Annotated in this window: 20 protein-coding genes; 11 read left to right on the plus strand and 9 right to left on the minus strand. The window is 67.9% G+C overall.

Annotated elements, in window-relative coordinates; all coding sequences use genetic code 11:
• Positions 1 to 219: 219 nt before the first annotated feature.
• On the plus strand, positions 220 to 666 hold the full coding sequence (locus ACIQ09_RS15530; RefSeq protein WP_398311738.1) for a hypothetical protein: 447 nt from the start codon (positions 220 to 222) through the stop codon (positions 664 to 666).
• Positions 667 to 700: 34 nt separating this feature from the next.
• On the opposite strand, the gene ACIQ09_RS15535 is transcribed toward ACIQ09_RS15530, so the two are convergent.
• The 3 genes from ACIQ09_RS15535 to ACIQ09_RS15545 all read right to left on the minus strand — a co-directional run bounded on the left by ACIQ09_RS15535 (position 701) and on the right by ACIQ09_RS15545 (position 1,955).
• Positions 701 to 985: a type II toxin-antitoxin system RelE/ParE family toxin gene (locus tag ACIQ09_RS15535; protein WP_296406564.1), complete on the minus strand. Its 285-nt coding sequence runs from the start codon at positions 983 to 985 to the stop codon at positions 701 to 703.
• Positions 982 to 1,215, minus strand: coding sequence for a ParD-like family protein (locus ACIQ09_RS15540; RefSeq protein WP_398311741.1), 234 nt, complete (start codon positions 1,213 to 1,215; stop codon positions 982 to 984). The genes ACIQ09_RS15535 and ACIQ09_RS15540 overlap by 4 nt, the downstream gene beginning before the upstream one ends.
• 95 nt (positions 1,216 to 1,310) lie before the next feature.
• Positions 1,311 to 1,955: a pyridoxamine 5'-phosphate oxidase family protein gene (locus tag ACIQ09_RS15545; RefSeq protein WP_398311744.1), complete on the minus strand. Its 645-nt coding sequence runs from the start codon at positions 1,953 to 1,955 to the stop codon at positions 1,311 to 1,313.
• A gap of 85 nt (positions 1,956 to 2,040) precedes the next feature.
• On the opposite strand from ACIQ09_RS15545, the gene ACIQ09_RS15550 reads away from it, so the two are divergent.
• Positions 2,041 to 3,507, plus strand: a complete 1,467-nt coding sequence (locus tag ACIQ09_RS15550) for a PLP-dependent aminotransferase family protein (protein WP_398311747.1) — start codon at positions 2,041 to 2,043, stop codon at positions 3,505 to 3,507.
• Here ACIQ09_RS15550 and ACIQ09_RS15555 read toward each other — a convergent pair.
• Positions 3,504 to 6,497 (minus strand): EAL domain-containing protein, encoded by a 2,994-nt coding sequence (locus tag ACIQ09_RS15555; protein WP_398311750.1) that lies wholly within the window; start codon positions 6,495 to 6,497, stop codon positions 3,504 to 3,506. The two genes, ACIQ09_RS15550 and ACIQ09_RS15555, sit on opposite strands and share 4 nt — an antisense overlap.
• A gap of 11 nt (positions 6,498 to 6,508) precedes the next feature.
• The gene (locus ACIQ09_RS15560; RefSeq protein WP_398311753.1) at positions 6,509 to 7,321 is read right to left on the minus strand and encodes a substrate-binding periplasmic protein; all 813 of its coding nucleotides are present in this window, start codon (positions 7,319 to 7,321) and stop codon (positions 6,509 to 6,511) included.
• A gap of 299 nt (positions 7,322 to 7,620) precedes the next feature.
• On the opposite strand from ACIQ09_RS15560, the gene ACIQ09_RS15565 reads away from it, so the two are divergent.
• Positions 7,621 to 8,637: an NAD(P)-dependent alcohol dehydrogenase gene (locus ACIQ09_RS15565; protein ID WP_398311756.1), complete on the plus strand. Its 1,017-nt coding sequence runs from the start codon at positions 7,621 to 7,623 to the stop codon at positions 8,635 to 8,637.
• Positions 8,638 to 8,912: 275 nt separating this feature from the next.
• Here ACIQ09_RS15565 and ACIQ09_RS15570 read toward each other — a convergent pair whose 3' ends face one another.
• The 3 genes from ACIQ09_RS15570 to ACIQ09_RS15580 form a co-directional block, all read right to left on the minus strand.
• Complete coding sequence (locus ACIQ09_RS15570) at positions 8,913 to 9,650, minus strand: anti-sigma factor domain-containing protein (protein ID WP_398311759.1); 738 nt, start codon at positions 9,648 to 9,650, stop codon at positions 8,913 to 8,915.
• Positions 9,647 to 10,213: a sigma-70 family RNA polymerase sigma factor gene (locus tag ACIQ09_RS15575; RefSeq protein ID WP_398311762.1), complete on the minus strand. Its 567-nt coding sequence runs from the start codon at positions 10,211 to 10,213 to the stop codon at positions 9,647 to 9,649. Before ACIQ09_RS15575 ends, ACIQ09_RS15570 begins: the two co-directional genes overlap by 4 nt.
• A 71-nt stretch (positions 10,214 to 10,284) precedes the next feature.
• Positions 10,285 to 10,824: a DUF3455 domain-containing protein gene (locus ACIQ09_RS15580; protein WP_398311765.1), complete on the minus strand. Its 540-nt coding sequence runs from the start codon at positions 10,822 to 10,824 to the stop codon at positions 10,285 to 10,287.
• Between the two features lie 487 nt (positions 10,825 to 11,311).
• Here ACIQ09_RS15580 and ACIQ09_RS15585 point away from each other — a divergent pair, with 487 nt between their 5' ends.
• Both ACIQ09_RS15585 and ACIQ09_RS15590 read left to right on the plus strand, forming a co-directional pair.
• On the plus strand, positions 11,312 to 12,667 hold the full coding sequence (locus ACIQ09_RS15585; protein ID WP_398311768.1) for a sensor histidine kinase: 1,356 nt from the start codon (positions 11,312 to 11,314) through the stop codon (positions 12,665 to 12,667).
• 3 nt (positions 12,668 to 12,670) lie between these two features.
• Positions 12,671 to 14,071 carry a sigma-54-dependent transcriptional regulator gene (locus ACIQ09_RS15590; RefSeq protein ID WP_398311771.1) on the plus strand — a complete coding sequence of 467 codons (1,401 nt, stop codon included), beginning with the start codon at positions 12,671 to 12,673 and terminating at the stop codon, positions 14,069 to 14,071.
• On the opposite strand, the gene ACIQ09_RS15595 is transcribed toward ACIQ09_RS15590, so the two are convergent.
• Positions 14,058 to 15,860 (minus strand): PAS domain-containing protein, encoded by a 1,803-nt coding sequence (locus tag ACIQ09_RS15595; protein ID WP_398311774.1) that lies wholly within the window; start codon positions 15,858 to 15,860, stop codon positions 14,058 to 14,060. The genes ACIQ09_RS15590 and ACIQ09_RS15595 overlap by 14 nt on opposite strands.
• A 386-nt stretch (positions 15,861 to 16,246) precedes the next feature.
• Between ACIQ09_RS15595 and ACIQ09_RS15600 the strand changes: the two genes are divergently transcribed.
• From ACIQ09_RS15600 to purU, 6 genes are all read left to right on the plus strand, one after another.
• The gene (locus tag ACIQ09_RS15600; protein ID WP_398311777.1) at positions 16,247 to 16,678 is read left to right on the plus strand and encodes a potassium channel family protein; all 432 of its coding nucleotides are present in this window, start codon (positions 16,247 to 16,249) and stop codon (positions 16,676 to 16,678) included.
• A 163-nt stretch (positions 16,679 to 16,841) separates the two neighbouring features.
• Complete coding sequence (locus tag ACIQ09_RS15605; protein WP_398311792.1) at positions 16,842 to 16,952, plus strand: hypothetical protein; 111 nt, start codon at positions 16,842 to 16,844, stop codon at positions 16,950 to 16,952.
• 243 nt (positions 16,953 to 17,195) lie between these two features.
• On the plus strand, positions 17,196 to 18,719 hold the full coding sequence (locus ACIQ09_RS15610; protein WP_398311780.1) for an ATP-binding protein: 1,524 nt from the start codon (positions 17,196 to 17,198) through the stop codon (positions 18,717 to 18,719).
• Positions 18,720 to 18,750: 31 nt separating this feature from the next.
• Entirely contained in the window at positions 18,751 to 19,449 is a 699-nt protein-coding gene (locus ACIQ09_RS15615) for a response regulator (protein ID WP_398311783.1), read from the plus strand.
• Between the two features lie 275 nt (positions 19,450 to 19,724).
• A complete protein-coding gene (locus tag ACIQ09_RS15620; protein ID WP_398311786.1) occupies positions 19,725 to 20,855 on the plus strand; it encodes an aminomethyltransferase family protein in 1,131 nt (376 codons plus the stop codon).
• 175 nt (positions 20,856 to 21,030) lie between these two features.
• Positions 21,031 to 21,894: a formyltetrahydrofolate deformylase gene (purU, locus tag ACIQ09_RS15625; RefSeq protein WP_398311789.1), complete on the plus strand. Its 864-nt coding sequence runs from the start codon at positions 21,031 to 21,033 to the stop codon at positions 21,892 to 21,894.
• Positions 21,895 to 22,040: the final 146 nt, after the last annotated feature.

Below are 22,040 nucleotides of genomic sequence, written 5' to 3' on the forward strand. Positions count from 1 at the left end.
ATAAACCCCCAGCCCGCCAGAGCATGGACAGGCCGGTGATCAAAGCCCGCGGGCGACTGAAGTCGCCCCTACGGTCCCTCCGGCCGCCGTCGCTGCATTCTGAGCGTCCTTTTTGCTCCATCCATCGGGTGAGTCGGCCAGGATAACTTCACCCTCATCAAGGACGGTGCCCCGCGCTGCAGGTTATAAGTAACCCGCCTGCCACCCGGGACCCCTTGCATGAACACTCCCACCCAAACCCTGCGCGTCGTGTTTGCCGCGAGCGCATTCGCGACCTCCGTCATCCTGGTGCTCTTTGTGCGCGGCCGGGCGGAGTGGACGACGGCGTTCTGGTTGCAGCTTGCTGCGGCGTCCCTCGCCCTGTGTGCCGGCGTGTGCTTTGTTATGTTCCGCAAGGGCGGCATGCGGCTGGTTGGGGTGCCTTTGTGGCCCTTTGTTCGCCTGTTCCTGCGCCAACTGGCAATCGTCTATGCGGTGCTGGCCATCGCCATCACGGCCCTTGCGCTGGCGATCATCTACGCCATCACGCGCTCGGGGCCGAACGCGCTGGCGCTGGCTGTCCTGGCGGGGCTGTGGCTGTCACTGTGGTTGGCGCCGGGCGTGGCTGCACTGACCACCTGGCGCAGGCTGCGCCGCGCGACGGTGGGTGATATCGGGCAGACGTAGGTCTGGTGGCTTCCCGGAGTTCCGCTCCGGTCTGTCAGCTGCGCTTCAGGTCGCGATAGAAGTTCTCGTGTGGGCCGACCGCTTCCAGGTAGACCAGCCGTACAGCGTCTTCGAGCGTATAGCCCAACAGGTACAACTGGCCTTGGCTCCTGAACTTCACAACCCGCAATTCGGATAGGTCGCCCTTCTTGCGTTCCCCGCTTTCGGGGTTCGCAGCCACATCGGCAACGGCCTGGTCCACGTCGGCGGCAATGTTGTCGTGCAGCTTCTTGTACTGACGGGCGAAGCGGCGGGTCTGGACAACACTGTAGCGGCTCACTGGGAACGGCTTCTCGGCACGAAGGGGCTTGCGTCCTCGCGACGCTCTGCCATCGACGCCAGGGACTCGGCGATGAAGCTGACAGGAAGGTCCGGATTGTCGAGCGCAGCGCGGCCAATCTTTGCCCAGTACTCCACCTGGCCGGCGATGCTTCGGTGTTCCGCAGCGGCATCGGCTTTCGCCTGATCGTACAAGGTCTGGTCGATTCGAATGGAGGTGGTGGCGGGCATGATGGTGGCTCTTGCTACATTTGTGGTAACCCAATCCTACCGTCGCCGGTCCGTTGTGTCCAACTGTGTTCAAGGCCCATGGCTCGCGGTGTCAATCACTCCGCGACAAACCCCGGCCGCTGTGGCGGCTCCCGCCCCTCGCACCCCGCCTCCGGTTGCATTGGCCCCGCCGTCAGCGCCAGGGGCATCACCCCGGCCCATACCGGGATGTCCATGTCGTCGGCGGAGTCCTCCACGCCCCAGTTGCGGATCTTGGCGACGGCTTCATCGAGGGGGATGCGCAACAGACGGGTGCCGGCGATTTCGGCGGGGGAGGGGAGGCGTACCCGGGCGGCGCGGCCGGGGCTGACGTGCTCGACGAAGCTGTGGAAGGCGGCGGCCTTGGCGTCGGTGTCCGTCACCTCGGCGAAGCGCCCGTAGATCACCACCGAGCGGTAGTTCATGGAGTGGCGGAAGGCCGAGCGGGCCAGCACCAGGCCGTCCAGGTGGGTGATGGACACGGCGCAGTCGTCGGTGAGCAGGGTCTGGGTGAGCCGAGAGTTGTTGGCGCCGTGGATGTAGAGATGGTCTCCGCCGCGCCAGCAGGCGGTGGGCAGGCAGTGCACGCTGCCGCCCTGATTGAAGGCGATCTGGCACACCAGGGCCTGGTCGATGATGGCGTGGACGGTGGTCGCGTCGTAATGGGCGCGCTGGGGTTTGCGGTGGACCTGGGTGCGGGGGCTGGGGGACGGCGTCGACATGGTGGGCTCCTGGATAAGTGGTGCCAGCATAGCCAGGCCGTGGCACCATCCATGGGGCCACAGTGATAACAGTTTATGGAGCCAGATGCCCCTCGCCCTCGTTCTCGCAGCGCTTGATGATCCCGCCGCCGCCGGTGAGGCGCGCCAGTTGCGCCTGTACCGGCTGCTCAAGGCCGCCATTCTGGAAGGGCGACTGGCGCCGGGTGCCCGTCTGCCGGGTACCCGCCAACTTGCCGCTGATGTGGGCATGGCACGCAACTGCGTGCTGTTTGCCTATCAGCTCCTGCTGGCCGAAGGCTTTGTCGAGGCCGACCGGAGCGGCACCCGGGTGGCGGTCTTGCCCCTGGGTGCGGCGGCACGCAGCCCGCAACACGGGCCGGCCGGGGCCGACAGGCTGTCGCGCCGGGCGTACCAGTTGCCGGCCATCAATCGCAGCGAATCCCTGCTGCCCTTCGCCCCCGGTGTGCCGGATCTGAATGCCTTTCCCTGGGCGACCTGGGCGCGCTTTCTGCACCGGGCCTGGGGCGAGGTGACGGCCCGTCAGCTGGCCTATGCCGAGCCCGGGGGCGAGCCGGACCTGCGGCGGGCGGTGGCGGCCTTTCTGTCGGCGCGCCGCGGGGTGGCATGCACGCCGGAGCAGGTCTTCATCGTGGCGGGCGGGCAGGTGGCCCTGGATGCCTGCGCCCGGTTGCTGGCCGACAGCGGCGATACGGTGTGGCTGGAAAACCCCTGCTACCCGGCGGCCCGCAATGTGATGCTGGCCGCCGGGCTCACGCCGGTGGCGGTGGACGTGGACCGGGACGGCATGGCACCGGCGTCCGGCCTGTGGCAGGCGGCACCGCCCCGTCTGGTGTATGTCACGCCCTCGCACCAGTATCCGCTGGGCAGCGTGCTGAGCCTGGAGCGGCGCCTGGCCCTGCTGGCGGGCGTGGAGGCCGGCGGAGGCTGGCTGATCGAGGACGACTACGACAGCGACTTCAACCACGCCCAGCCCGGTGCCCGACCGCTGTCGGCGATCCAGGGCCTGCGCCCCGAGGCGCCGGTGATCTACGTCGGCACCTTCAGCAAGCTGCTCTACCCGGGGCTGCGCATCGCCTACATGGTGGTGCCGCGCTGGGCGGCCACCGGGCTGGGCGAGGGGATCCGCAAGCTCTACCGGGGCGGCCAGGCCGTCGAGCAGCGGGCCCTCGCCCGGCTGCTGGAAAGCGGGCAGCTGACCCGCCACCTGCGGCGCATGGCGCCGGTGTACCGCGAGCGTCAGGCGGTGCTGAGGGCAGCCTTGCAGGCGGGGTTCGGCGAGGGATGCCCCGTTCTTGGCGGGCAGGCCGGCCTGCATCTTGTATTGGGGCTGCCGGTGTCCGTACCCGACGTGGCCCTGGCCGAGGCCGCGCTGGAGCAGGGCCTCGCGCCCCGCCCCCTGAGTGCGTATTACGTGGGCGCCACGCCGGGAAATGGCCTGGTGCTCGGCTATGGCCTGACCGATGTGGCGCGCATTCCGGAGCTGGTGGAGCGTCTGGTGCGGGCCCGCGAGACACTGGAGAAAGCGGGCTAGGCGGTGTGGGCCGTTTGATCGAGCAGGGCTTCCAGATCAGCCAGGGCCAGGGGCGCGCTGAGGAGGAAGCCCTGATAGGAGCGGCAGCCCTGCAGGGCCAGGAACTGCCTCTGCTCGGTGGTCTCGACCCCTTCGGCGATCACCGCCAGCCCCAGGCTGTGGGCCAGGGCCACGATGGTCCGGGAGATGACCGCATCGTTGGTGTTGCCGATGATGTCGGTTACGAAGGATTTGTCGATCTTGAGCTGGTCCAGGGGCAGGCGGCGGAGGTAGGACAGGGAGGAGTAGCCGGTGCCGAAGTCGTCGAGGGCAAAGCTGACACCCCGGGCGCGCAGGGCTTCCATCTTGGCGATGACCTCTCCCACGTCGTCCAGCAGCAGGCTTTCGGTGAGCTCCAGTTGCAGCCGCTGGGGCAGGGCGCCGGTGTCTTCTAGGGCGGCCAGGACCTGGGCCACGAAGTCGGGCTGGCGGAACTGGCGCACGCTGACATTCACCGACATGCTCAGGTGGGCACGGCCGGGCATGGCGGCCCAGGCGGCGAGTTGCCGGCACGCGGTTGTGAGCACCCACTGGCCGAGCGGGAGGATCAGGCCGGTTTCCTCGGCCAGGGGGATGAAGGCCGCCGGGGGCACCAGGCCCAGGCTTGGGTGCTGCCAGCGAACCAGTGCTTCGGTGCCGGAGATGGTGCCCGAGTCATCGATCTGCGGTTGGTAGTGGAGCACGAACTGGCCTTGTTGCAGCCCCTTGCGCAGATCTGCCTCCAGGGAGGCCCGGGCCGTAACGGCGGCCTGCATGGCCGGGTCGAAGAAACGTAGGGTGTTGCGTCCGGCGGCCTTGGCGTCGTACAGGGCCAGATCGGCCCGTTTCATCAGATCGTCACTGAGGTTGTGGGGGCCAGAGAAGAGGGTGATGCCGATGCTCGGCGTGCTGTGGTACTCGTGGTCTGCCAGCGGGTAGGGCCGGTTGAGGGCCTCCAGTATCTTCTCGCCGACGGTCTTGGCCTGCAGGGCGGCATCCTGCGGGGTTCCGCTGAGGTCTTCCAGCAGCACCACGAATTCGTCGCCTCCCAGGCGGGCCACGGTGTCGGCCTCGCGGACGCAGCCGGCGAGCCGTTCGGCCACCCGCTGCAGGAGCAGGTCGCCCATGTCGTGGCCGTAGGTGTCGTTGAGGGTCTTGAAGTTGTCCAGGTCGATGAAGAGTAGCGCGCCGCCGTGTTCGCTGCGGGTGATGGCCGACAGGGCGTGTTTGAGCCGCTCCAGCAGGAGGCGGCGGTTGGGCAGACGGGTCAGCGGATCATAGAAGGCCAGGTTGCGGATCTCGTATTCGGCTTCCTTGCGCTGGGTGATGTCGGTCAGGGTGGCGACGTAGTGAGTCACGCTCCCGGCCTCGTCCCGCACCGCCGTGATGGTCAGCCATTCGGGAAACAGCTCGCCGCACTTGCGCCGATTCCAGATCTCGCCCTCCCACGAGCCCGTGGTGTCGATGGAGCGCCACATGCCCTCGTAGAAGGCCTTGTCGTGGCGGCCGGAGCGGAGTATCCGCGGGGTTTGCCCTACCGCTTCCTCGGCGCTGTATCCGGTCACTTTGGTGAAGGCCCGGTTGACCCGCAGGATCACGCCGGTGGCGTCGGTGACGCACATGCCCTCCCGGGACTGGAAGGCCGCGGCGGCGATGCGCAGGTCGATCTCGGCACGCTTGCGTTCCGTTATGTCGGTCTGGGCGCTGACGAAGTGGGTGACCTCGCCCGCGTCGTTGCGGACCGCGGTGATGGACAGGAAATGGGGATGGAGCGTGCCGTCCTTGTGGCGGTTGATGATCTCGCCGGCCCAGGTGCCAACTTCTGTCAGGCTTGTCCGGATGCCCCGGTAGAAGTCGGCATCATGCACGCCCGACCGCAGGATGTTCATGCTCACCCCGATGGCTTCTTCGGCAGAGTAGCCCGTGATCCGGGTGAAAGCCTTGTTAACCTGCAGGATGCGGGCCTGGTTATCGGTCACCACCATCCCTTCCTGGGATTCGAAGGCGATGGCGGCGATACGCTGGCGTGCCTGGTCCCGCTCCTGATCCCGTGCCAGGCGCTCGAAACGCACGAAGTACAGGATGGCCAGCGCCAGGGTCGTCAGGAAGGCGGCGACAACCATGCTCACCGTATGGATCGCCTCGAGCCGCCAGCCGGCCAGCAGCCGATCCCTGTCCATGCGCACGACGAGCACGAAGGGGTAGGCCCGGGATGCCCGGTAGGCGGTAAGCACGGCGCGGCCATCGGGGAGGGTCTCCTGCAGGCGTCCGGCCTCTGCGTCGGCCAGTCGGGCGAGCAGGCCCCCATTGCCGTCAGGTCCGCCGGGGATGGCCTGCTCATCGGTACTCAGCAACAGATGACCGTCGTAGCGCAACAGTTCCACCGTGCCATCTTCCGGGGCGATGTGGTTGCCATAGAAATTGAGGAAGTAGTCCGGATTGACCGAGGCCACCACCGTGTCCCAATGCGCTTCGCCGCGGCGAACGTCGATGGATACCGGTATGTAGCCGCTGCCTGCTTGCGGGGAGCCTGTGTCATGGAAATCGCGGCCATTCCTGAAAGGGCCTGCCCGCAAGTCCTCCAGCGGGCCGCTTGCCTCGGGAAGGAAGTCCGACCGGGGTAGATGCACGCCCAGATTGCGTCGGTCCGTACTGACCACGATGCGTCCATCCCTGCCCAGTACGGCGATGGACCGCAGATAGGGCGCGTGGCGCAGAAAATGGATCAGGCTGGCGGCTCGCTGGTCGCCCTCTGCAGCATGGACGAGGCTGCGTTCGATGGCGCTGAAGCTCTGGGTGAGATGGTCCTCGAAGGATCTGGCACTCAGTGCGGCAGCTTCGAGTTGGCGATCGATGTTCTCGACGCGCAGGCGCCAGACGACGTAAGAGGTTGCCGAGAAGGCCCCCAGGCTGGCCAGCAGGACAATCAAGATGAAAAGGGCGCGCCGGCCCCGGCGGGTGTGCGGTGACATGAGATGCGGGCCTATTCCGAAGCGGATCCGGCAGGCGTGGCTGGGGCGGCAATGGGGTCGAGCTTGTGGCGCCGGATGGCCGCCATCAACTGACCGTTGCTGCGTGCCTTGGCCATGAAGCGCTCGACGCGCGCGTGCCAGCGCTCATCCCCCTTGACCATGGCGTAGGCGTAGGGCGTCAGGTGATAGACGGCTGAGGGCGCCACCAGGCGGGCCCAGTCGGTGGTTTCCAGCATGCGTCGGCTGAAGGGAAAGTCGGTTATGAAGACATCGGCGCGCCCGGACTCCACCTCCTGCTCCCGTCCCTGGGTGGTCTCCGTGACCAGTAGTGTGGCCTGACGCAGCTTGTCGCGCATGATGGGCTCGTGGAGCGTGCCCTTGGCCACAGCCACCACCACGCCGGGTTTGTCGATGTCGTCCCACTGGCGGATCCGCCGGTTGCTCTTGGTGGTGATGGCGTAGATGTCACTCACCAGATGCGGTGCGGTGAAGCGCAGCTTCTCGGCGCGCGCGGGCGTGATGCCGATGGCGAACATGGCAATGTCGCAGCGCTTGGCGGTGACGTCGTCGATCAGCGTCGCAAAGGAGCTGTTCACAAACTTCAGGGACACCCCCAGGTCGGCCGCCAGGGCGTTCGCCATGTCGATGTCGATGCCGGTGAGTTGCTGGGTTTTGGGGTTGCGGTAGGAGATGCCGTAGTAGTCGGGCCAGATGCACACTCTCATCTCACCGGCCGCCTGGATTCTCTCGAGGATCCCCGGTTGGGCGAAGGCTGTCTGAACCACAAACAGGGCGGACACGCCAACCAGAAAAAAATGCTTCATTTCCGCTCTCTCGGCAAAGTAGCTCAGGCAGTGGCGGCAGAGGCCACCGGATCGGGTGTTTGGACTCGCAAGGGCAAGGCCGGGTCGTGGCGGAGACTGTATTAACCCACAATAGACAGCCGGGGCGCATTGTAAAAAAGATTGTCTTGTAAGGGGGAGAGCGTCACCCCGGGATTTGCAGCCATCCGTGACGCCTCTGTCGCGGCGCAGCAGATCTGTTCCCTGCGGCGCGTCCAGTGCTTGCCTCCGGGTATCCGTGCCAGAATGCCGCTCCACCCCAACAACAAGAAAGCCCCGACATGAGACGCTACGAAGTCTTCCCCGACAATATCGATTCCCCCCTCCAGCAGGCCGCTTTTGAGCCGGCGCCCCTCGGCGATACCGAGGTGGCGGTGGCCATCAAGGCGGTGTCCCTGAATTTCCGCGACATCCTGGTGACCCGCAACACCTACTTCGCGCCGATTCCCGGCGGGCTGGTGCCGTGCTCCGACGGCGCCGGCGAGGTGGTGGCGGTGGGCAGCAAGGTGCAGGGCCTGGCCGTGGGCGACCGCGTGGCGACCCTGTTCTTCCCCCACTGGCGCAGCGGCAAGCCCGACGCCCGTGCGCTGTCGGATGCCCGCGGGGCCGAATCGGCGGGGGCCTTCACCGAGCGCTTCGTGTCGGACGAGAGTGGTCTGATCAAGCTGCCCGACGGCCTGAGCTATGCCGAGGCGGCCACGCTGCCCTGCGCGGCGGTGACGGCCTGGAATTCCTTGTTCGAAGCCGGTGAGCTCAAGCCCGGCCAGACCGTGCTGCTGCTGGGCACTGGCGGGGTATCCATCTTCGCCCTGCAGTTCGCCAAGGCGGCGGGGGCGAAGGTCATCATTACCTCCAGCGACAACGCCAAGCTGGAACGGGCGAAGGCGCTGGGCGCCGACCACGGCATCAATTATCGCCACCACCCCGAATGGCACGAGGAAGTGCTGCGCCTGACCGGCGGGCAGGGCGTGGATGTGGTGCTGGAAGTGGGCGGCCCGGGCACCCTGGAGCGTTCGCTGATGAGCGTCGCCACCGGTGGCCGGATTGCCTACATCGGCGTGCTCACCGGCCTGGCCGGGGCGGCCAACCCGGTCATGCTGATTCCCAAGGCGTCGAGCATCCAGGGCATCTTCGTGGGTAGCCGGGCCATGTTTGCCGACATGCTGCAGGCCATCCAGACCCACGCCATCCACCCGGTGATCGACAAGGAGTTTGCCTTTGCCGACGCCCCGGCCGCCCTCGACTACATGAAGAGCGGCAGCCACTTCGGCAAGATCGTGGTGCGCGTGGGCGACTGAGCGCCGCTGCGGCCTCTCCGGTAGGGGCGACTTCAGTCGCACGCGGATTGGGATCAAGGGCATGCCTGTTTTTGGCGGGTGGTGGGCGACTGAAGTCGCCCCTACAATTCGCCCCTACAAGTCGCCTCAACACGGCCTCCCGCCGCTGTCGGAGCGTTCCTTGGATCACCCATCGGGTGATCCGGTGGGGGAGGCCAAGCCCGCGTCAGCACCGGGCTTGCGTCTGGATCAGGGGGGCGGCTGAGGAAAACGGGACGAATTCGACCTCGTGGGTCCTACATCACCTGCACGGCCCGGCCGATGTAGCGGATCGGCCCGGTGGGCTTGCCGGTGGGGGAGCCGGTGCGGGGTTCGAGGGTCAGCTCGAAGAGCTGGTTGGGCTGCAGGGCGGGCAGCTTGCCGGCGGGTACTTCCAGGCGCTGACCGGGGGTGACCAGGCCCAGCGACACCGGCCCGCTCCAGCCGTCGGCCTTGGTCCAGAACTGCAGCGCCTTGTCGGCGGGGACTTCGACGCTGCCCAGGGGGATCAGCTCGATCCGGCTGGAGGCGCCGGCCTGTACCACCCAGCCCGGCGCCTTGTCGTCGGGGGCCACCAGCACCACCATGAAGCGGGTCGCCGGTGGCGGCGTCATCTCGCGCATCACCAGCACGCTGGCCAGCACGGCGGCGGTGGCAAAACCGCTGGCGGCCAGGCCGCGCCACAGGGACAGGCTGTGCCAGTTGCGCCACCAGGGCGTGGGGGCCGGCGCCGGGCGCGGGGCCGGAGCGGCCAGGGCGTTCAGGCTGCGTTCGATGCGCCACCACAATTGTGCGGAAGGCGTGGCCGGTTCGGCCAGGTCGGTCAGGGGTAACAGGCGCTCTTCCCAGGCCATTACGGCCGCCTGCAGGGCCGGCTCCTCCACGAGGCGCGCCTGCACGGCCTGGCGCTGGGCCGCATCCAGGGTGCCCAGCACGTATTCCCCGGCCAGCTCGTGGTCTGCGGCGGAGAGGCCGGTGCCATTCTGTGCGTTCATGTCATGCACTCCCGCAGGGCGGCCAGGCTGCGCTTGATCCAGGCTTTGACCGTACCCAGCGGCGCATCCAGGCGCCGGGCGATCTCGCCATGGGAGAAGCCGTCCACGTAGGCGTGGAGCACGCAGTTGCGGCGTACCGGTTCGAGTTGTTCGAGGCAGTGGGCGATGCGCCCGGCGCTGGCCTGCCAGGCAAAGGCGTCGGCCATGTCGTGCCAGGCCTCCAGGGAGGCGCGGGCGTCCAGGGCGGCGGCGGTGTCCTCATCCACCGCCACTTCGCGATGGCCGTCGCGTACCGCGTTGAGGGCCAGGTTGCGGGCCACGCTGTAGATCCAGCCGCGGGCCGAGCCCCGCGCCGGGTCAAAGGCGGCGGCGCGGGTCCAGATGTTCACGCAGGCGTCGTGCACGATGTCCTCGGCCAGGGCCCGGTCGCGCACGATGCGGTGCACCACCCCGAGCAGGCGCGGGCCTTCCTGCTCGTACAGGGCGTGCAGGGCGCCGCGCTGCCCGCCGGCGCAGGCGGCCAGGGTGGCTTCGTAGTCGAAATCGGCGGAGGGAGAGGACACGGATGGGCAGGGATGTGGGCCTGGACCGATCTTACCCGACACCTCGCGCCATGCGTGCCCTCCGCGGCCGCTCAGCGCGCCTTCCAGAAGATGTAGTCGGCCTGATAGGCCACCGTCTCGCGCTTGCCGCGGGTGGCGGTGCTGCATTCCGTTGCCGGAGCCACGCCGCCCTTCAGGGCTACGCGCTGGATGTGGGTGACGCCGCTGAGGGCGCCCTGGCCCATGGCCGGGTTGGCCTTGACCAGCTGGTAGGGCAGGTTGCCCGCACCCGCGGGGGCCACGGCCAGCTGGGTGCCGGTGAGGCGCGAGCCGTCGCTGGCTTCCCAGGTGGCGGGGGGGCCGTAGTAGCTGCCGACCACCTGGCCGGCGCGGTCCTTGAGCACAGCCTTGGGGCCGACGAAGACCCATTCGGTCTGGCCCGGCATGTTGGTCTTGTCGCGACATTCGTAGGTGATGTCGCCGCTGCCGACGGTCTCCCAGGCCACCATGTGACCAGCGGGCACGCGGACGTTTTCAGGCAGGGTGTCCTGGTTGTAGGTGCTGCCCATGGGCATGCTGGTGCAGGCGCCGAGGGCCAGGGCGGATACGAGGGTGGCAAGGGTGGTTTTCATTGTCGGTGCTCCGTGGGTCTGTTGGCGGGATGGGGCTTCTTGTGGGCAGCGCACAGGGCGCTGCTATCTCTACTACTCACGGCGCGGCAATCCGGATGCAGGCATTTGAAAATATTTTTCTGTGGACTGCTGGCCGGCCTACTGGTCAGCCGGCGCAGGGTTTGGGGGATCTGGCCCGGTGAGATGGGGGATTTGCCCCGATATCTGTAAGGATTTGTACCAAGTGTTTGAATCGAAAGGCCGGTCGGAACTGGCACGGGTGCTGCGTTGAAGGAAACATGCACCTGTTCAGCCCCCTTGTTTGCGCCGCTTATCCATGTCTGCCTGCCCATGGCCGATTTCCCCAAACCCCACCCGGATGGCGCCATCCGTCGCCCTTCGTCGCGCCTGGCTGCCCTGACGCCGTGCACCATCGGGCGCTCGGATCGTGAAGCCGTTGGGTGATTTGCCCCAGCGTGCTATGGTCCGCCGGACCACGGAGATGCCCATGCAAGCCGGAGAAGACTGCAAGCCTTTCAACCTGTTGCGCTGGTTTGCGTGGCTCAGCCCGGTGGTCATCATTGCCATTGCCGTGGCCAACGGCTGGCTCATCTCGAGCTTTCTCAACAGCCACCTGTTCCAGCGCGAGGCCAGTGTCAGCCGGGATTTCGTCCAGAACATCCTGGTGGCGGACGGCTCCCTGGAGTTCCTTGCCCAGCCGGACGACCCCGTGTTGCGGGGGCGCTTTGCCAACACCGTGCAGCACCTCGGGCAGATGCGTGACGTGCTGCGGGCCAATGTGTTCGGCGCCAACCGGACCATCCTGTGGTCCACCGACCCGTCCCTGATCGGCCGCCGCTTCGAGGACAACGACGAACTCGACGAGGCCATGGGCGGGCGTCTGGTGGTGCATGCCGGGCAGATCGTCGAGGGGCAGGAGGAGAAGCCCGAGCACGTGGGCCTCGATCCGTCGGTCCGCTTCTTCGTGGAAAGCTACATTCCGGTGATGCGCCCGGGCAGCGGCGCGGTGGTGGGGGCGGTGGAGCTCTACAAGGCGCCCCTGGCCCTGACCGAGGCGATCCAGGAGGGGCGGGTGCAGGTGTGGCTGACCGCCCTGGGCAGCGCCCTGCTGCTGTACGGCACCCTGTTCGGGCTGATCCGCCGCGCCGACAGGACCATCAAGCGCCAGCACGCCCGCCTGCTCAATGCCGAGATGCTGGCGGTGGTGGGGGAGCTGACCTCGTCGGTGGCCCACAATATCCGAAACCCCCTGTCGTCGATCCGCGCCTGTGCCGAGCTGACCCTGGAGTCGCCGGGGGAGGACTGCTCGAACGAGGCGCGGGACATCATTGCCCAGGTGGACCGCATCAGCGGCTGCATCACTGAACTGCTCACCTATGCAGGCCCCGGCTCCGGCGCGGGCGGCCAGGTGGATCTGGCGAGCCTGCTGGACGAGTGCGTGGGGCAGTCGGAGGCCACCTTTGCCCGGCGCCGGCAGCGCATTGCCGTGGATTGCGGGGCCGGGCTCTTTCCGGTGCGCGGCGAAACCTCGCTGTTCCGTCAGGTCATCCTCAGCCTGATCGCCAATGCCTCCGAGGCGATGGGCGAGGGCGGGGATTGCGTGCTGCGCCTGTCGGTACCCGATGGCCGTCACCTGCGGGTGGATATCATCGATTCGGGGCCGGGCATCTCCTCCGAAGTCCTGGGCCAGGTTTTCCGGCCCTTCTTCACCACCAAGCCGAAGGGCCTCGGCCTGGGGCTGCCGCTGGCCAAACGCATCATCGAACGCTTCGGCGGCTCGATCCGCGTGGACAGCCGGCCCGAGGGCGGCACCACGGTGACCCTTCTTTTTTCCCGGGCCTGAGCCATGGCGAACATCCTGATCGTCGACGACGAAGAAACTTTTGCCCGCAACGCCGCCAAGTTCCTTGAGAAGGGAGGGCACAGCGTGCGGGTGGCCCTGACGGCCGCTGATGGCCTGGACGTCTGCGCGGCCTTCGGCCCCGACCTAGTGGTGCTGGATTACCGCCTGCCCGACATGGACGGGCTGATGGTGATCGGGCGCATCCGCCGTCTCGACCCGGAGGTGCCCATCCTGATGATCACCGGCCACGGCAGCATCGAGCTGGCGGTGGACGCCATGAAGGCCGGCGCCAACGACCTGCTCACCAAGCCGGTGGCCCTGGGCGAGCTGCGCCAGCGCATCGGCCTGCTCACCGAGCGCCAGCGCGAGAGCAGCCGCCTGCGCTATTTTGAGGCGAGGGAGCGGGACGCCGGGCAGCTCGAGTCGCTGGTGGGTGACAGCACGGTGATGTGCGAGCTGCGCGAGCGGATAAGGCGTATCGCCGGCATCGAGGCCCGGGAAGCCCTGCCGCCGGTGCTCATCATTGGCGAGACCGGCACCGGCAAGGAGCTGGTGGCGCGGGCCACCCACTTCTGCAGCGAGCGCCGGGACAAGCCCTTCGTGGAGGTGAATTGCGCCGCCCTGCCGGCCAACCTGCTGGAGTCCGAACTTTTCGGCCACGAGCGCGGCGCCTTCACCGACGCCCGCGAGCGCAAGCTTGGCCTGCTCGAGGCGGCGGATGGGGGCAGCCTGTTTCTCGACGAGATCGGCGAGATGGACCGGGCACTGCAGGCCAAGCTGCTCAAGGTGATCGAGGACGGCCGGGTGCGCCGCCTGGGGGCGGTGCAGGAGCGCCAGGTGAATGTGCGCATCGTCGCCGCCACCAACCAGGATCTGGAGGATCACATCCGCCAGGGGCTGTTCCGTGCCGATCTGTACTTCCGCCTGCGGGTGCTGCAGATCAATGTACCGCCCCTGCGCGAGCGGGTGGGGGATCCACTGCAGCTGGCCCGGCACTTTCTTGTCGAGTTCGGCCAGCGCTACCGCAAGAGCGGGCTGGCCTTCACCCCGGCCGCCGAGGCGGCGCTGGTGTCTCACCCCTGGCCGGGTAATGTGCGGGAGCTGCGCAATCTGGTGGAACAGGCGGTGCTGTTTGTCTCGGGGGCCAGTATCGGCCCGGCCGACCTGCTGCTGCCGCGCAGCCCGGAGGCCCGTCCGGCCGAACTGCCGACCCCGGGCGTGGTGGTACCGGTGGATTTGCGTGGCTCGGCCCTGGAGCGGGTTGAACGGGAGATGCTGGTGCAGGCCCTGACCCAGACCGGCGGCAATGTCTCCCGGGCGGCGCGGGAGCTAGGCATCAGCCGTGACACCCTGCGTTACCGCATGGAAAAGTACGGCATCGGCGCGGCGACTACGGGGCTCTGACTGCTTCGGCCAGCATGGCGGGTGCGTCGGCGCAGGTGGATGGCGGCGGCGCGATGCCGATGCGGACACGCACATTGATGGTGTGCCCATCGATGCGCAGGGGGCGTTCGATCAGGCTGGCAAGGGCCGTGGACAGGTGGTGCAGGCCCGCCTCCGACGCGGGGGCATCGCTGCAGGGGCCGGCCCAGGCCAGGGTCTCGGGCCGGAAGTCGGCAATCAGCACGGCAAAGCCTTCCCCGTGGCGGGCCGCGCCATTGCAGTCGCTGTGCACCACCCGCAGGCGCTTGCCGCTCTCCACCATCACCCGTTCGGCCATGGCCGGGCCGTGCTCGGCCTGGATGCTGTCGAGGGCGTCCACGGCCAGGTGGAAGAGGGCGAAGGGATAGCCGGCGATGGGAGCGTGCTGGAAGAGGTGCTGCAGCCGGTCGAGGAACAGGCTGAAACCCAGCAGGCCGGCCGCGTTGTCGAAGAACAGGCGCCGCCGGGCCTCCTCCTGGGCGCCGCGGCTGCTGCTCACGTCGGTGATGAAGCCCTCCAGGCCGAGGAACTCGCCCCGGCTCGAATGGATGCCGCGGCCCTGCTCCCACACCCAGCGCACCTGGCCGTCCCGGTCGATGATGCGGTAGCTGAGCTCATAGCGTTCGCGCCGGGTCAGGCGCATCTGCACGTAGTTCCAGACGAAGTCCCGGTCTTCCGGGTGGATCAGGTCGGCGAAGCTGGCCGACTGGTTGTCCACCAGCTCCAGCGGGGTGTAGCCGGTGAGCTCGAAGCAGCCCTCGCTGACAAATTCCATGGTCCAGTGTTTGTCATTCTGGCCCCGGTAGATCATGCCCGGCAGGTTGTCGAGCATGGTGTGCAGGCTGCGCCGCTGGGCGCGCAGGGCCTCCTCGCGGCGGCGGCGCTGGTCGATGTCCAGCAGCATGCCGACGATGCCGGCCTCGCCACCGGCGGGCAGGTCCAGGGGCCAGGCGCGCAGCTCCACCCAGCGCGGGCCGAGGGCGCGGCCGGCCAGGGTGCGCACTTCCAGGGTCAGGGCGTCCCGCTCGCCGGCCTGCAGCTGGCGCAGGCCCTTGGTCAGGGCGGCCCGGTCTTCCAGGTGGAAGAGGGGCAGGAAGGGCAGGAACAGGCTGTCCGCCACCGGGCGGCCGCTGGCTTTCTCCCACTGGGGGTTGAGCCAGGTGACCAGCAGCTGGCTGTCGAGGGCGAACAGGATCTCGCCGGAGAAATGGGCCAGGCGGTTGCCCCACTGGCGGTCGGGGCCAGCATCGGGCAGGTCGGCCGGGGCGCCGAACTGGAGCAGGGCGACGGGTGAGCGATCGCCGCGGAACAGGCTCAGGCGGGCCAGCCAGGGTACCCCGTCGGCCCGCAGCAGGGTGATCACGCCCGCATCGCCGGAGGCCGTCTCGGCGGCCAGCAGGGCGGTGAGGCGGCTGTGGTGCTTGGGATGCACGATGTTGTCCAGGGGCATACCGATCAGCTCGTCGCCGCGCCCCTCCAGCCCGAGGGTGCGCAGCAGGGCCTGGTTGGCATTGGCGATGCGCCCCCCTTCGGCAAGCAGGGCCGGTTGCCCGCTGTGCAGGGCGAAGTGGGTAAGGGGCTGGCCGGCCGCATCGGTGTGGCCGTGGGGCAAGGGGGCGACGCGGCCTTCGGTGCCGAAGCGCAGGGCGGCCCAGGCCAGGGCCGGCAGCAGGGGCAGGGCCCACACCATCGGCGAGAGCTGGCCCGCATCGCCAAGGGCGACGGCGAGGAGGGCGGAGGCCAGCAGGGTAGCAAACAGATAGAGGGTCATGGGGGGCCTCCAAGCACGATTCACTCCACCACTCGGGAGTCATCGGGCACGAACGCCGCTGGCATGGGCTTATGTGCTGGACTTGCCCGTAGGGCGCGGGGTACCGAAGGGCGGCGCAGGTGTCACGGGCCTGCGGAGTGCGGGCCATGTACATTCCTTGCTCCGCGGCCCACGCTTGATGCCGGGCCTGCATACCGATCCCAATGCCGGCGTCGTCCGTGGCGCACAGCGCTGGTGCGCGGGTGGCACCGGCAGGGCGCGCGGGCAGTTGATCCTGTAGTGAGGGCTGCAGACGGGCACGCAGCCCGTGGTGGCCGCACGAGGGACTTTGACGTCGGTGGAATCAGGCCCAGAATGGCGCCCGATTCCCTTGTCGGAGCGCAGCGATGCTGCTTGTGATTGCAGTCTGCCTCGGCCTTCTGGTCGCCACCACCCTGATCCACTACGAGGTGTTGCGGGGTTTGAGTGTCGTGCTGCCCCGGGTCCGTATCCAGCCCCGGGCCAAGCTCATCCTGGTCATCATCACCACCTTTATTGCGCATGTGGTGGAGATCCTCCTGTATGCCGTGGCGCTCTACAGCCTCATCCATCAACCCGGCCTGGGTTCCCTCCGGGAGGCGGAGAGTTTCTCCATGGCTACGAGCTTGTATTTTTCAGCCGAAACCTATACCTCCCTTGGCTATGGCGATGTGGTGCCCACCGGGGCTGTCCGCCTGCTGGCCGGTGCCGAGGCCCTCAACGGCCTCCTGCTGATCGGGTGGTCGGCGTCCTACACCTACATCGCCATGGAGCGCTTCTGGAAGGGTGAGGGGCAGTAAGGAGACAGGTCCATGAGATTGCTGCTGGTCGAGCACGACGATGTCCTGTCTGCCGGGCTGGCCGAGGCCCTGGGGCGGGAGGTTTCCGTGTTGACGCTCTGGGCGCGGCGGAGCCGGCGGCGGGCACCGTGCCCAGGCCACAGACCTGGAGCGCGGCCGGGACATCTTTGCCACCGGGTGTGCCGAATGCCACAGCGTGAGGGAGGGCAAGAACAAGAAGGGGCCAACGCTGTTCGCCATTGTCGGCTGCAAGGCCGTGCCGGGGGCAAAGTGAAGTATGACGGTCTGGCCAGCAGCGCTGAACGGGCCGACCTGCTGGCCTATCTGGCCACCCTGAAGTAGGGGGCGCATGGCCGTCTCCCGCCTGGGGGACGGCCGGCGAGCGCGCCCTTCACGGTCGGGGGCGCCAGGGGTAAAGGGCGCTGACCCTGTTGGCATGAGTTTCATGTGGGGCGCGAAAGTTGCTTTTTGGTTGATATGCGCCGAAGGGCGGCGCACCTTCACAGGCTCCTCGACCGTGCTCCACCGTTACCCGCTGCTGTCCCGTTTGAGCCTGATGCTGGCCTGCCTGGCCAGCCTCGCTGCCGGCCTGTTCTTCAGCGCCGGCCTGGCGGTGCGCCTGGAACTGGCGGCCCAGGCTGCGCCCGGCGGGGTGGCCGCGTCGCGCCTGGCCGGGGTGGAGTTGATGCAGGCCGTGCTGGCCCTGCTGTTCGTGGCAGGCTGCGCTTTCATCCTGCGCAGTGCCTGGAAGGTGCTGGCCCTGCGCACCGATTTCGCCCTGGCGCGGGTGGCGGCGCACACCGCTGGTGCGGTTGCGGCACCGGCCGGGGGGGCCGACGAGATCGACCGGCTGGTGCGCGCCCTGGACGGCGTGGCGGGCCAGCTGGGCGGGCGCCTTGCCGACGGCGAGCGCCTGTCCCGCCACGCCCGCGAGCAGGAGCGCTTTGCCGCCCGCTCCCTGGAATTCATCTACCGGGCCTGTGCCTGCCTGGCCGAGAACAGCGCCAGCACCCCCTGGCTGACGGCTTTGCTGGAGGACATGGCGGACTGCCTGCAGGCCCGCTGCTGTTCGCTGGCGCTTCTCGACCCGGTGGCCGAGGGGCTCGGCGTGCCGGCCCAGCTGGGCGCGCCGCGGCTGGCCCGTCTGCTCGATGAGTTCGACGCGGAGGCGCTGGCCCGGGGCGGCGGTTTGCGCCGCTCGGTGTCCGGCCCGGCGGGAGAGATCGTCGAGCTGGCCGTGCCGGTGCGCGACGCCGACAACATCTACGGGGTGCTGATTGTCGAGGCGCCCGGAGAATTCCTCTTCGAGAGCCGTCACAGCCGCCTGGTGGATGCCCTGGCCGGGCTGTTCGCCCTGTCCCTTGGCAACCTGCAGCGCAACCAGCGCCGCCGTCGCCTGGCCCTGATGGACGAGCGCAACGCCATCGCCGGCGAGCTCCACGATTCCCTGGCCCAGGCCCTCTCCTACATGAAGCTGCAGATCGCCCGCCTGCAACTGGAGATCGGCCGCAGCTGCGCCGCCTGTGCCCCCGGTGGGCGGGTGCTGGAGGTGTCGGCGGAGATCAAGACCGGGCTCGACAGCGCCTACCGCCACCTGCGCGAGCTGCTCTCGGCCTTTCGCACCAGCATGCCGCCGGGCGGGCTGCAGCAGGCCCTGCGGGAGGTGGTGGAGGAACTGTCGGCCCGGGCCGGCACGGAGATCGGGTTGGACTACCGGCTGGGGGATGCGGCCCTGTCGGTGAACGAGGAGTTCCACCTGCTGCAGATCGTCCGCGAAGCCCTGACCAATGTGATTCGCCATGCCCGTGCCGACCATGCCCTGATCCGCCTCGACTGCATCGAAGGGGGCGAGGTGCTGGTACGGGTGGAGGACGACGGCCGCGGCATCCCGCCCGACAGCGGCGGTGAGGGCCACCACGGCGTGTCGATCATGCGCGAGCGGGCCCGCCAGCTGGGCGGCAGCCTGAGCCTGCAGGCCGGCAGCGACGGCCTGGGCACCTGTGTCGAGATGCGCTTCCGCCCCCGTGCCGCGGGGGCCTGAACCCGATTACCCAAACTAGGAAATGACCTCCATGGAAGAAGCATTGACAGGCGGCCCGCCGGGCCCGGAGGGAGCGCCGATCCGCCTTGTGGTGGTGGATGACCATGCCCTGTTCCGCAAGGGCATCGGCCAGCTCTTGTCCATGTACGGCGAAATCCAGGTGGTGGCCGAGGCCGCCTCCGGTGCCGAGGGCATCGAGGCGGTGCTGACCCATCGCCCGGACGTGGCCCTGGTGGACCTGCACATGAAAGGCCTCGACGGCATCTCGGTGGTGCGCGCCCTGCAGTCGGCGGGCTCGGCCACCCGGCTGGTGATGCTGACCGTGTCGGACTCCAGTTTCGACGTGATGGAGGCCCTCAAGGCCGGGGCCAGTGGCTACCTGCTGAAGGACATGGAGCCGGACGAGTTCTGCCTCAAGCTGCGCCAGGTGGCGGCGGGGGGCACGGTGCTGTCGGCCGAAGTCGGCGGCCTCCTCGCCAAGCCCCAGCCCTCCAGCCACGAGAGCATCGACGCCGGCTGGGCATCCCTGACCGTGCGGGAGCAGGAGACCCTGGAGCTGGTGTCAAAGGGCGCCTCCAACAAGATCGTGGCCCGCTCCCTCGGCATCGCCGAAAGTACGGTGAAGGTGCACGTGAAGCACGTGCTGCAGAAACTCAACCTGCGCAACCGCTTCGAAGCCGCCGTGTGGCTGCGCGAGCTGCGCGAAGGCGAGCGCAGCGCGTCCATGTAACGGTGGGACGCGCTGGATGGGCGACTCGTAGGGGCGACTCGTAGGGGCGACTCGTAGGGGCGACTTCAGTCGCCCATCCGCGCGTCGATCACAGGCATGCCTTTGATCCAAGTCCGCGGGCGACTGAAGTCGCCCCTACGGCGGAATCGCGAAGCTGCGGTCGCCTGCATTTCTGCCCCCCTCTCCCTGAAGTAGTACCAGAGTAGTATTTCCCGCCGCCGGCCCGGCTGGCCTAATGAACTCAATTCCCAACCCCTTTCAGCAAGGAGTTTCAAATGAGTTCATGGAGACTTTCGGTCCTCGCCGACCGCCATCGCGCCCTGGGTTCCGGCCTCGAAGACTGGAACGGCATGGGTACCGCCTGGACCTATTCCACCAGCCTGGCCGACGAGCACGCGGCCATCCGCACTACGGCGGGGCTGATGGATGTGTCCGGCCTGAAGAAGATGCACATCATCGGCCCCCACGCCGAGGCGCTGATCAACTTTGCCACCACCCGCAACGTCAGCAAGCTCTACCCGGGCAAGTCGGTGTACGCCTGCATGCTCAACGAGGCCGGCAAGTTCATCGACGACTGCGTGATCTACCGCAACGGCCCCAACAGCTTCATGGTGGTGCATGGCTCCGGCGCCGGGCACGAGATCCTGACCCGCGGCGCGGTGGGTCGCAACGTGGTGGTGCTGTTCGATGACGATCTGCACGATCTGTCCCTGCAGGGGCCGGCGGCGGTGGGCTTCCTGGCCAAACACGTGCCGGGCGTGCGCGACCTGCCCTACTTCCATCACCTGCAGACCACCCTGTTTGGCCGCCCGGTGATGCTGTCCCGTACCGGCTATACCGGCGAGCGGGGCTACGAGATCTTCTGCAAGGCGGCCGATGCGCCGCTGATCTGGGACACCATCGTGGCCGAGGGCAAGGCGATGGGCATCATGCCCTGCTCCTTCACCGCCCTGGACTGGCTGCGAGTGGAGAGCTACCTGCTGTTCTACCCCTACGACAACTCCGACATGTACCCCATGGACGGCGAGCCCATCGGCGACAGCCTGTGGGAGCTGGGCCTGGACTTCACCGTGTCGCCGGGCAAGAAGGAGTTCCGCGGTGCTGCCGAGCACTACCGGCTGCAGGGCAAGGAGCGCTTCAAGATCTTCGGGGTCGAGCTGGCCAGCAAGGAAGCGGCCCTGGGTGGCGACGCCCTTTATGACGGAGAGACCAAGGTCGGCTTTGTCACCTGTGGCATGTACTCGCGCCTTACCGAGCGCTCCATGGCCATCGCCCGCCTCGATCCGGCCTACGCCGTGGCCGGCCGCAAGCTGGAGCTGCGTGGTGCCAGCCTCACCTGCGGCGCCACCACCCACACCCTGCCCTTCGACGACCCGCAGAAACTCAAGCGCACGGCCAAGGGCTGAGCCCTGCGTTCCCCGCAGGGGTGGCTTGCAGGGGCGACTTGTAGGGGCGACTTCAGTCGCCCACCACGCGTCCCTCACCGGCATGCCCTTGATCGAAGTCCGCGGGCGACTGAAGTCGCCCCTACAGAGTCGCCGAACGAATGGCCCATCAGAGGCCGAGCAAAAGGAAAACAGTATGAGCACCCCCACCCGACGTTACACCCTGTCCCTGTCCTGCCCCGATCGCGTCGGCATCGTGGCTGCAGTCAGTGCCTTCCTGGCCCACCACAAGGGCTGGATCACCGAGGCCAACAACCACGCTGACGCCGAGGCAGGCCGCTTCTTCATGCGCCAGGAGATCCTGGCCGACTCGCTGCCCTTCGGCATCGAGACCCTGCGCGACAAGTTCGCCCCCATCGCCGCCGAGTTCCAGATGGATTGGCGCATCAGCGACAGCGCACGCAAGAAGCGCGTGGTGATCCTGGTGTCCAAGCAGGAGCACTGCCTGTACGACCTGCTGGCGCGCTGGCAGGCCGACGAGCTGAACATCGAGATCCCCTGCGTCATCTCCAACCACGAAACCTTCCGCGGCTTCGTGGAATGGCACGGCATCCCCTTCCACCACGTGCCGGTGACGCCGGAGAACAAGCCGGCGGCCTACGCCAAGGTGGCCGACCTGTTCCGCGAAGCCGAAGGCGACGTGATGGTGCTGGCCCGCTACATGCAGATCCTGTCGCCCGAGCTGTGCGAGAACTACCCGGGGCAGATCATCAACATCCACCACAGCTTCCTGCCCAGCTTCGTCGGCGCCAAGCCCTACCACCAGGCCTACACCCGTGGCGTCAAGCTGATCGGCGCCACCTGCCACTACGTGACCAGCGAGCTGGACCAGGGCCCGATCATCGAGCAGGACGTGATCCGCGTAGATCACTCCGACGCCCCCGACGACCTGGTGCGCTACGGCAAGGACATCGAAAAGGCCGTGCTGGCCCGGGGCCTGCGCTACCACCTGGAAGACCGGGTGCTGGTGCACGGCAACAAGACCGTGGTGTTCAGATGAGCCCGGCCACCTCCCGTAGGGGCGACTTCAGTCGCCCGCGGACGCTGGTCGGCGACCGGCGCCTGGAATTGCGTGTGGATGGGCGACTGAAGTCGCCCCTACAGGGCGCCCTCACCGACGCGTCCGATCCCGCCACGCTGCCTGCA

Origin of the sequence: Zoogloea sp. (assembly GCF_044344315.1) — a bacterium.
Classification (GTDB): domain Bacteria; phylum Pseudomonadota; class Gammaproteobacteria; order Burkholderiales; family Rhodocyclaceae; genus Zoogloea.

Coding starts and splice junctions, on each gene's coding strand:
- ACIQ09_RS15530 (WP_398311738.1), top strand. CDS start 220: ATGAACACTCCCACCCAAACCCTGCGCGTCGTGTTTGCCGCGAGCGCA.
- ACIQ09_RS15540 (WP_398311741.1), bottom strand. CDS start 1,215: ATGCCCGCCACCACCTCCATTCGAATCGACCAGACCTTGTACGATCAG.
- ACIQ09_RS15545 (WP_398311744.1), bottom strand. CDS start 1,955: ATGTCGACGCCGTCCCCCAGCCCCCGCACCCAGGTCCACCGCAAACCC.
- ACIQ09_RS15550 (WP_398311747.1), top strand. CDS start 2,041: ATGCCCCTCGCCCTCGTTCTCGCAGCGCTTGATGATCCCGCCGCCGCC.
- ACIQ09_RS15555 (WP_398311750.1), bottom strand. CDS start 6,497: ATGTCACCGCACACCCGCCGGGGCCGGCGCGCCCTTTTCATCTTGATT.
- ACIQ09_RS15560 (WP_398311753.1), bottom strand. CDS start 7,321: ATGAAGCATTTTTTTCTGGTTGGCGTGTCCGCCCTGTTTGTGGTTCAG.
- ACIQ09_RS15565 (WP_398311756.1), top strand. CDS start 7,621: ATGAGACGCTACGAAGTCTTCCCCGACAATATCGATTCCCCCCTCCAG.
- ACIQ09_RS15570 (WP_398311759.1), bottom strand. CDS start 9,650: ATGAACGCACAGAATGGCACCGGCCTCTCCGCCGCAGACCACGAGCTG.
- ACIQ09_RS15580 (WP_398311765.1), bottom strand. CDS start 10,824: ATGAAAACCACCCTTGCCACCCTCGTATCCGCCCTGGCCCTCGGCGCC.
- ACIQ09_RS15585 (WP_398311768.1), top strand. CDS start 11,312: ATGCAAGCCGGAGAAGACTGCAAGCCTTTCAACCTGTTGCGCTGGTTT.
- ACIQ09_RS15590 (WP_398311771.1), top strand. CDS start 12,671: ATGGCGAACATCCTGATCGTCGACGACGAAGAAACTTTTGCCCGCAAC.
- ACIQ09_RS15595 (WP_398311774.1), bottom strand. CDS start 15,860: ATGACCCTCTATCTGTTTGCTACCCTGCTGGCCTCCGCCCTCCTCGCC.
- ACIQ09_RS15600 (WP_398311777.1), top strand. CDS start 16,247: ATGCTGCTTGTGATTGCAGTCTGCCTCGGCCTTCTGGTCGCCACCACC.
- ACIQ09_RS15615 (WP_398311783.1), top strand. CDS start 18,751: ATGGAAGAAGCATTGACAGGCGGCCCGCCGGGCCCGGAGGGAGCGCCG.
- ACIQ09_RS15620 (WP_398311786.1), top strand. CDS start 19,725: ATGAGTTCATGGAGACTTTCGGTCCTCGCCGACCGCCATCGCGCCCTG.
- purU (WP_398311789.1), top strand. CDS start 21,031: ATGAGCACCCCCACCCGACGTTACACCCTGTCCCTGTCCTGCCCCGAT.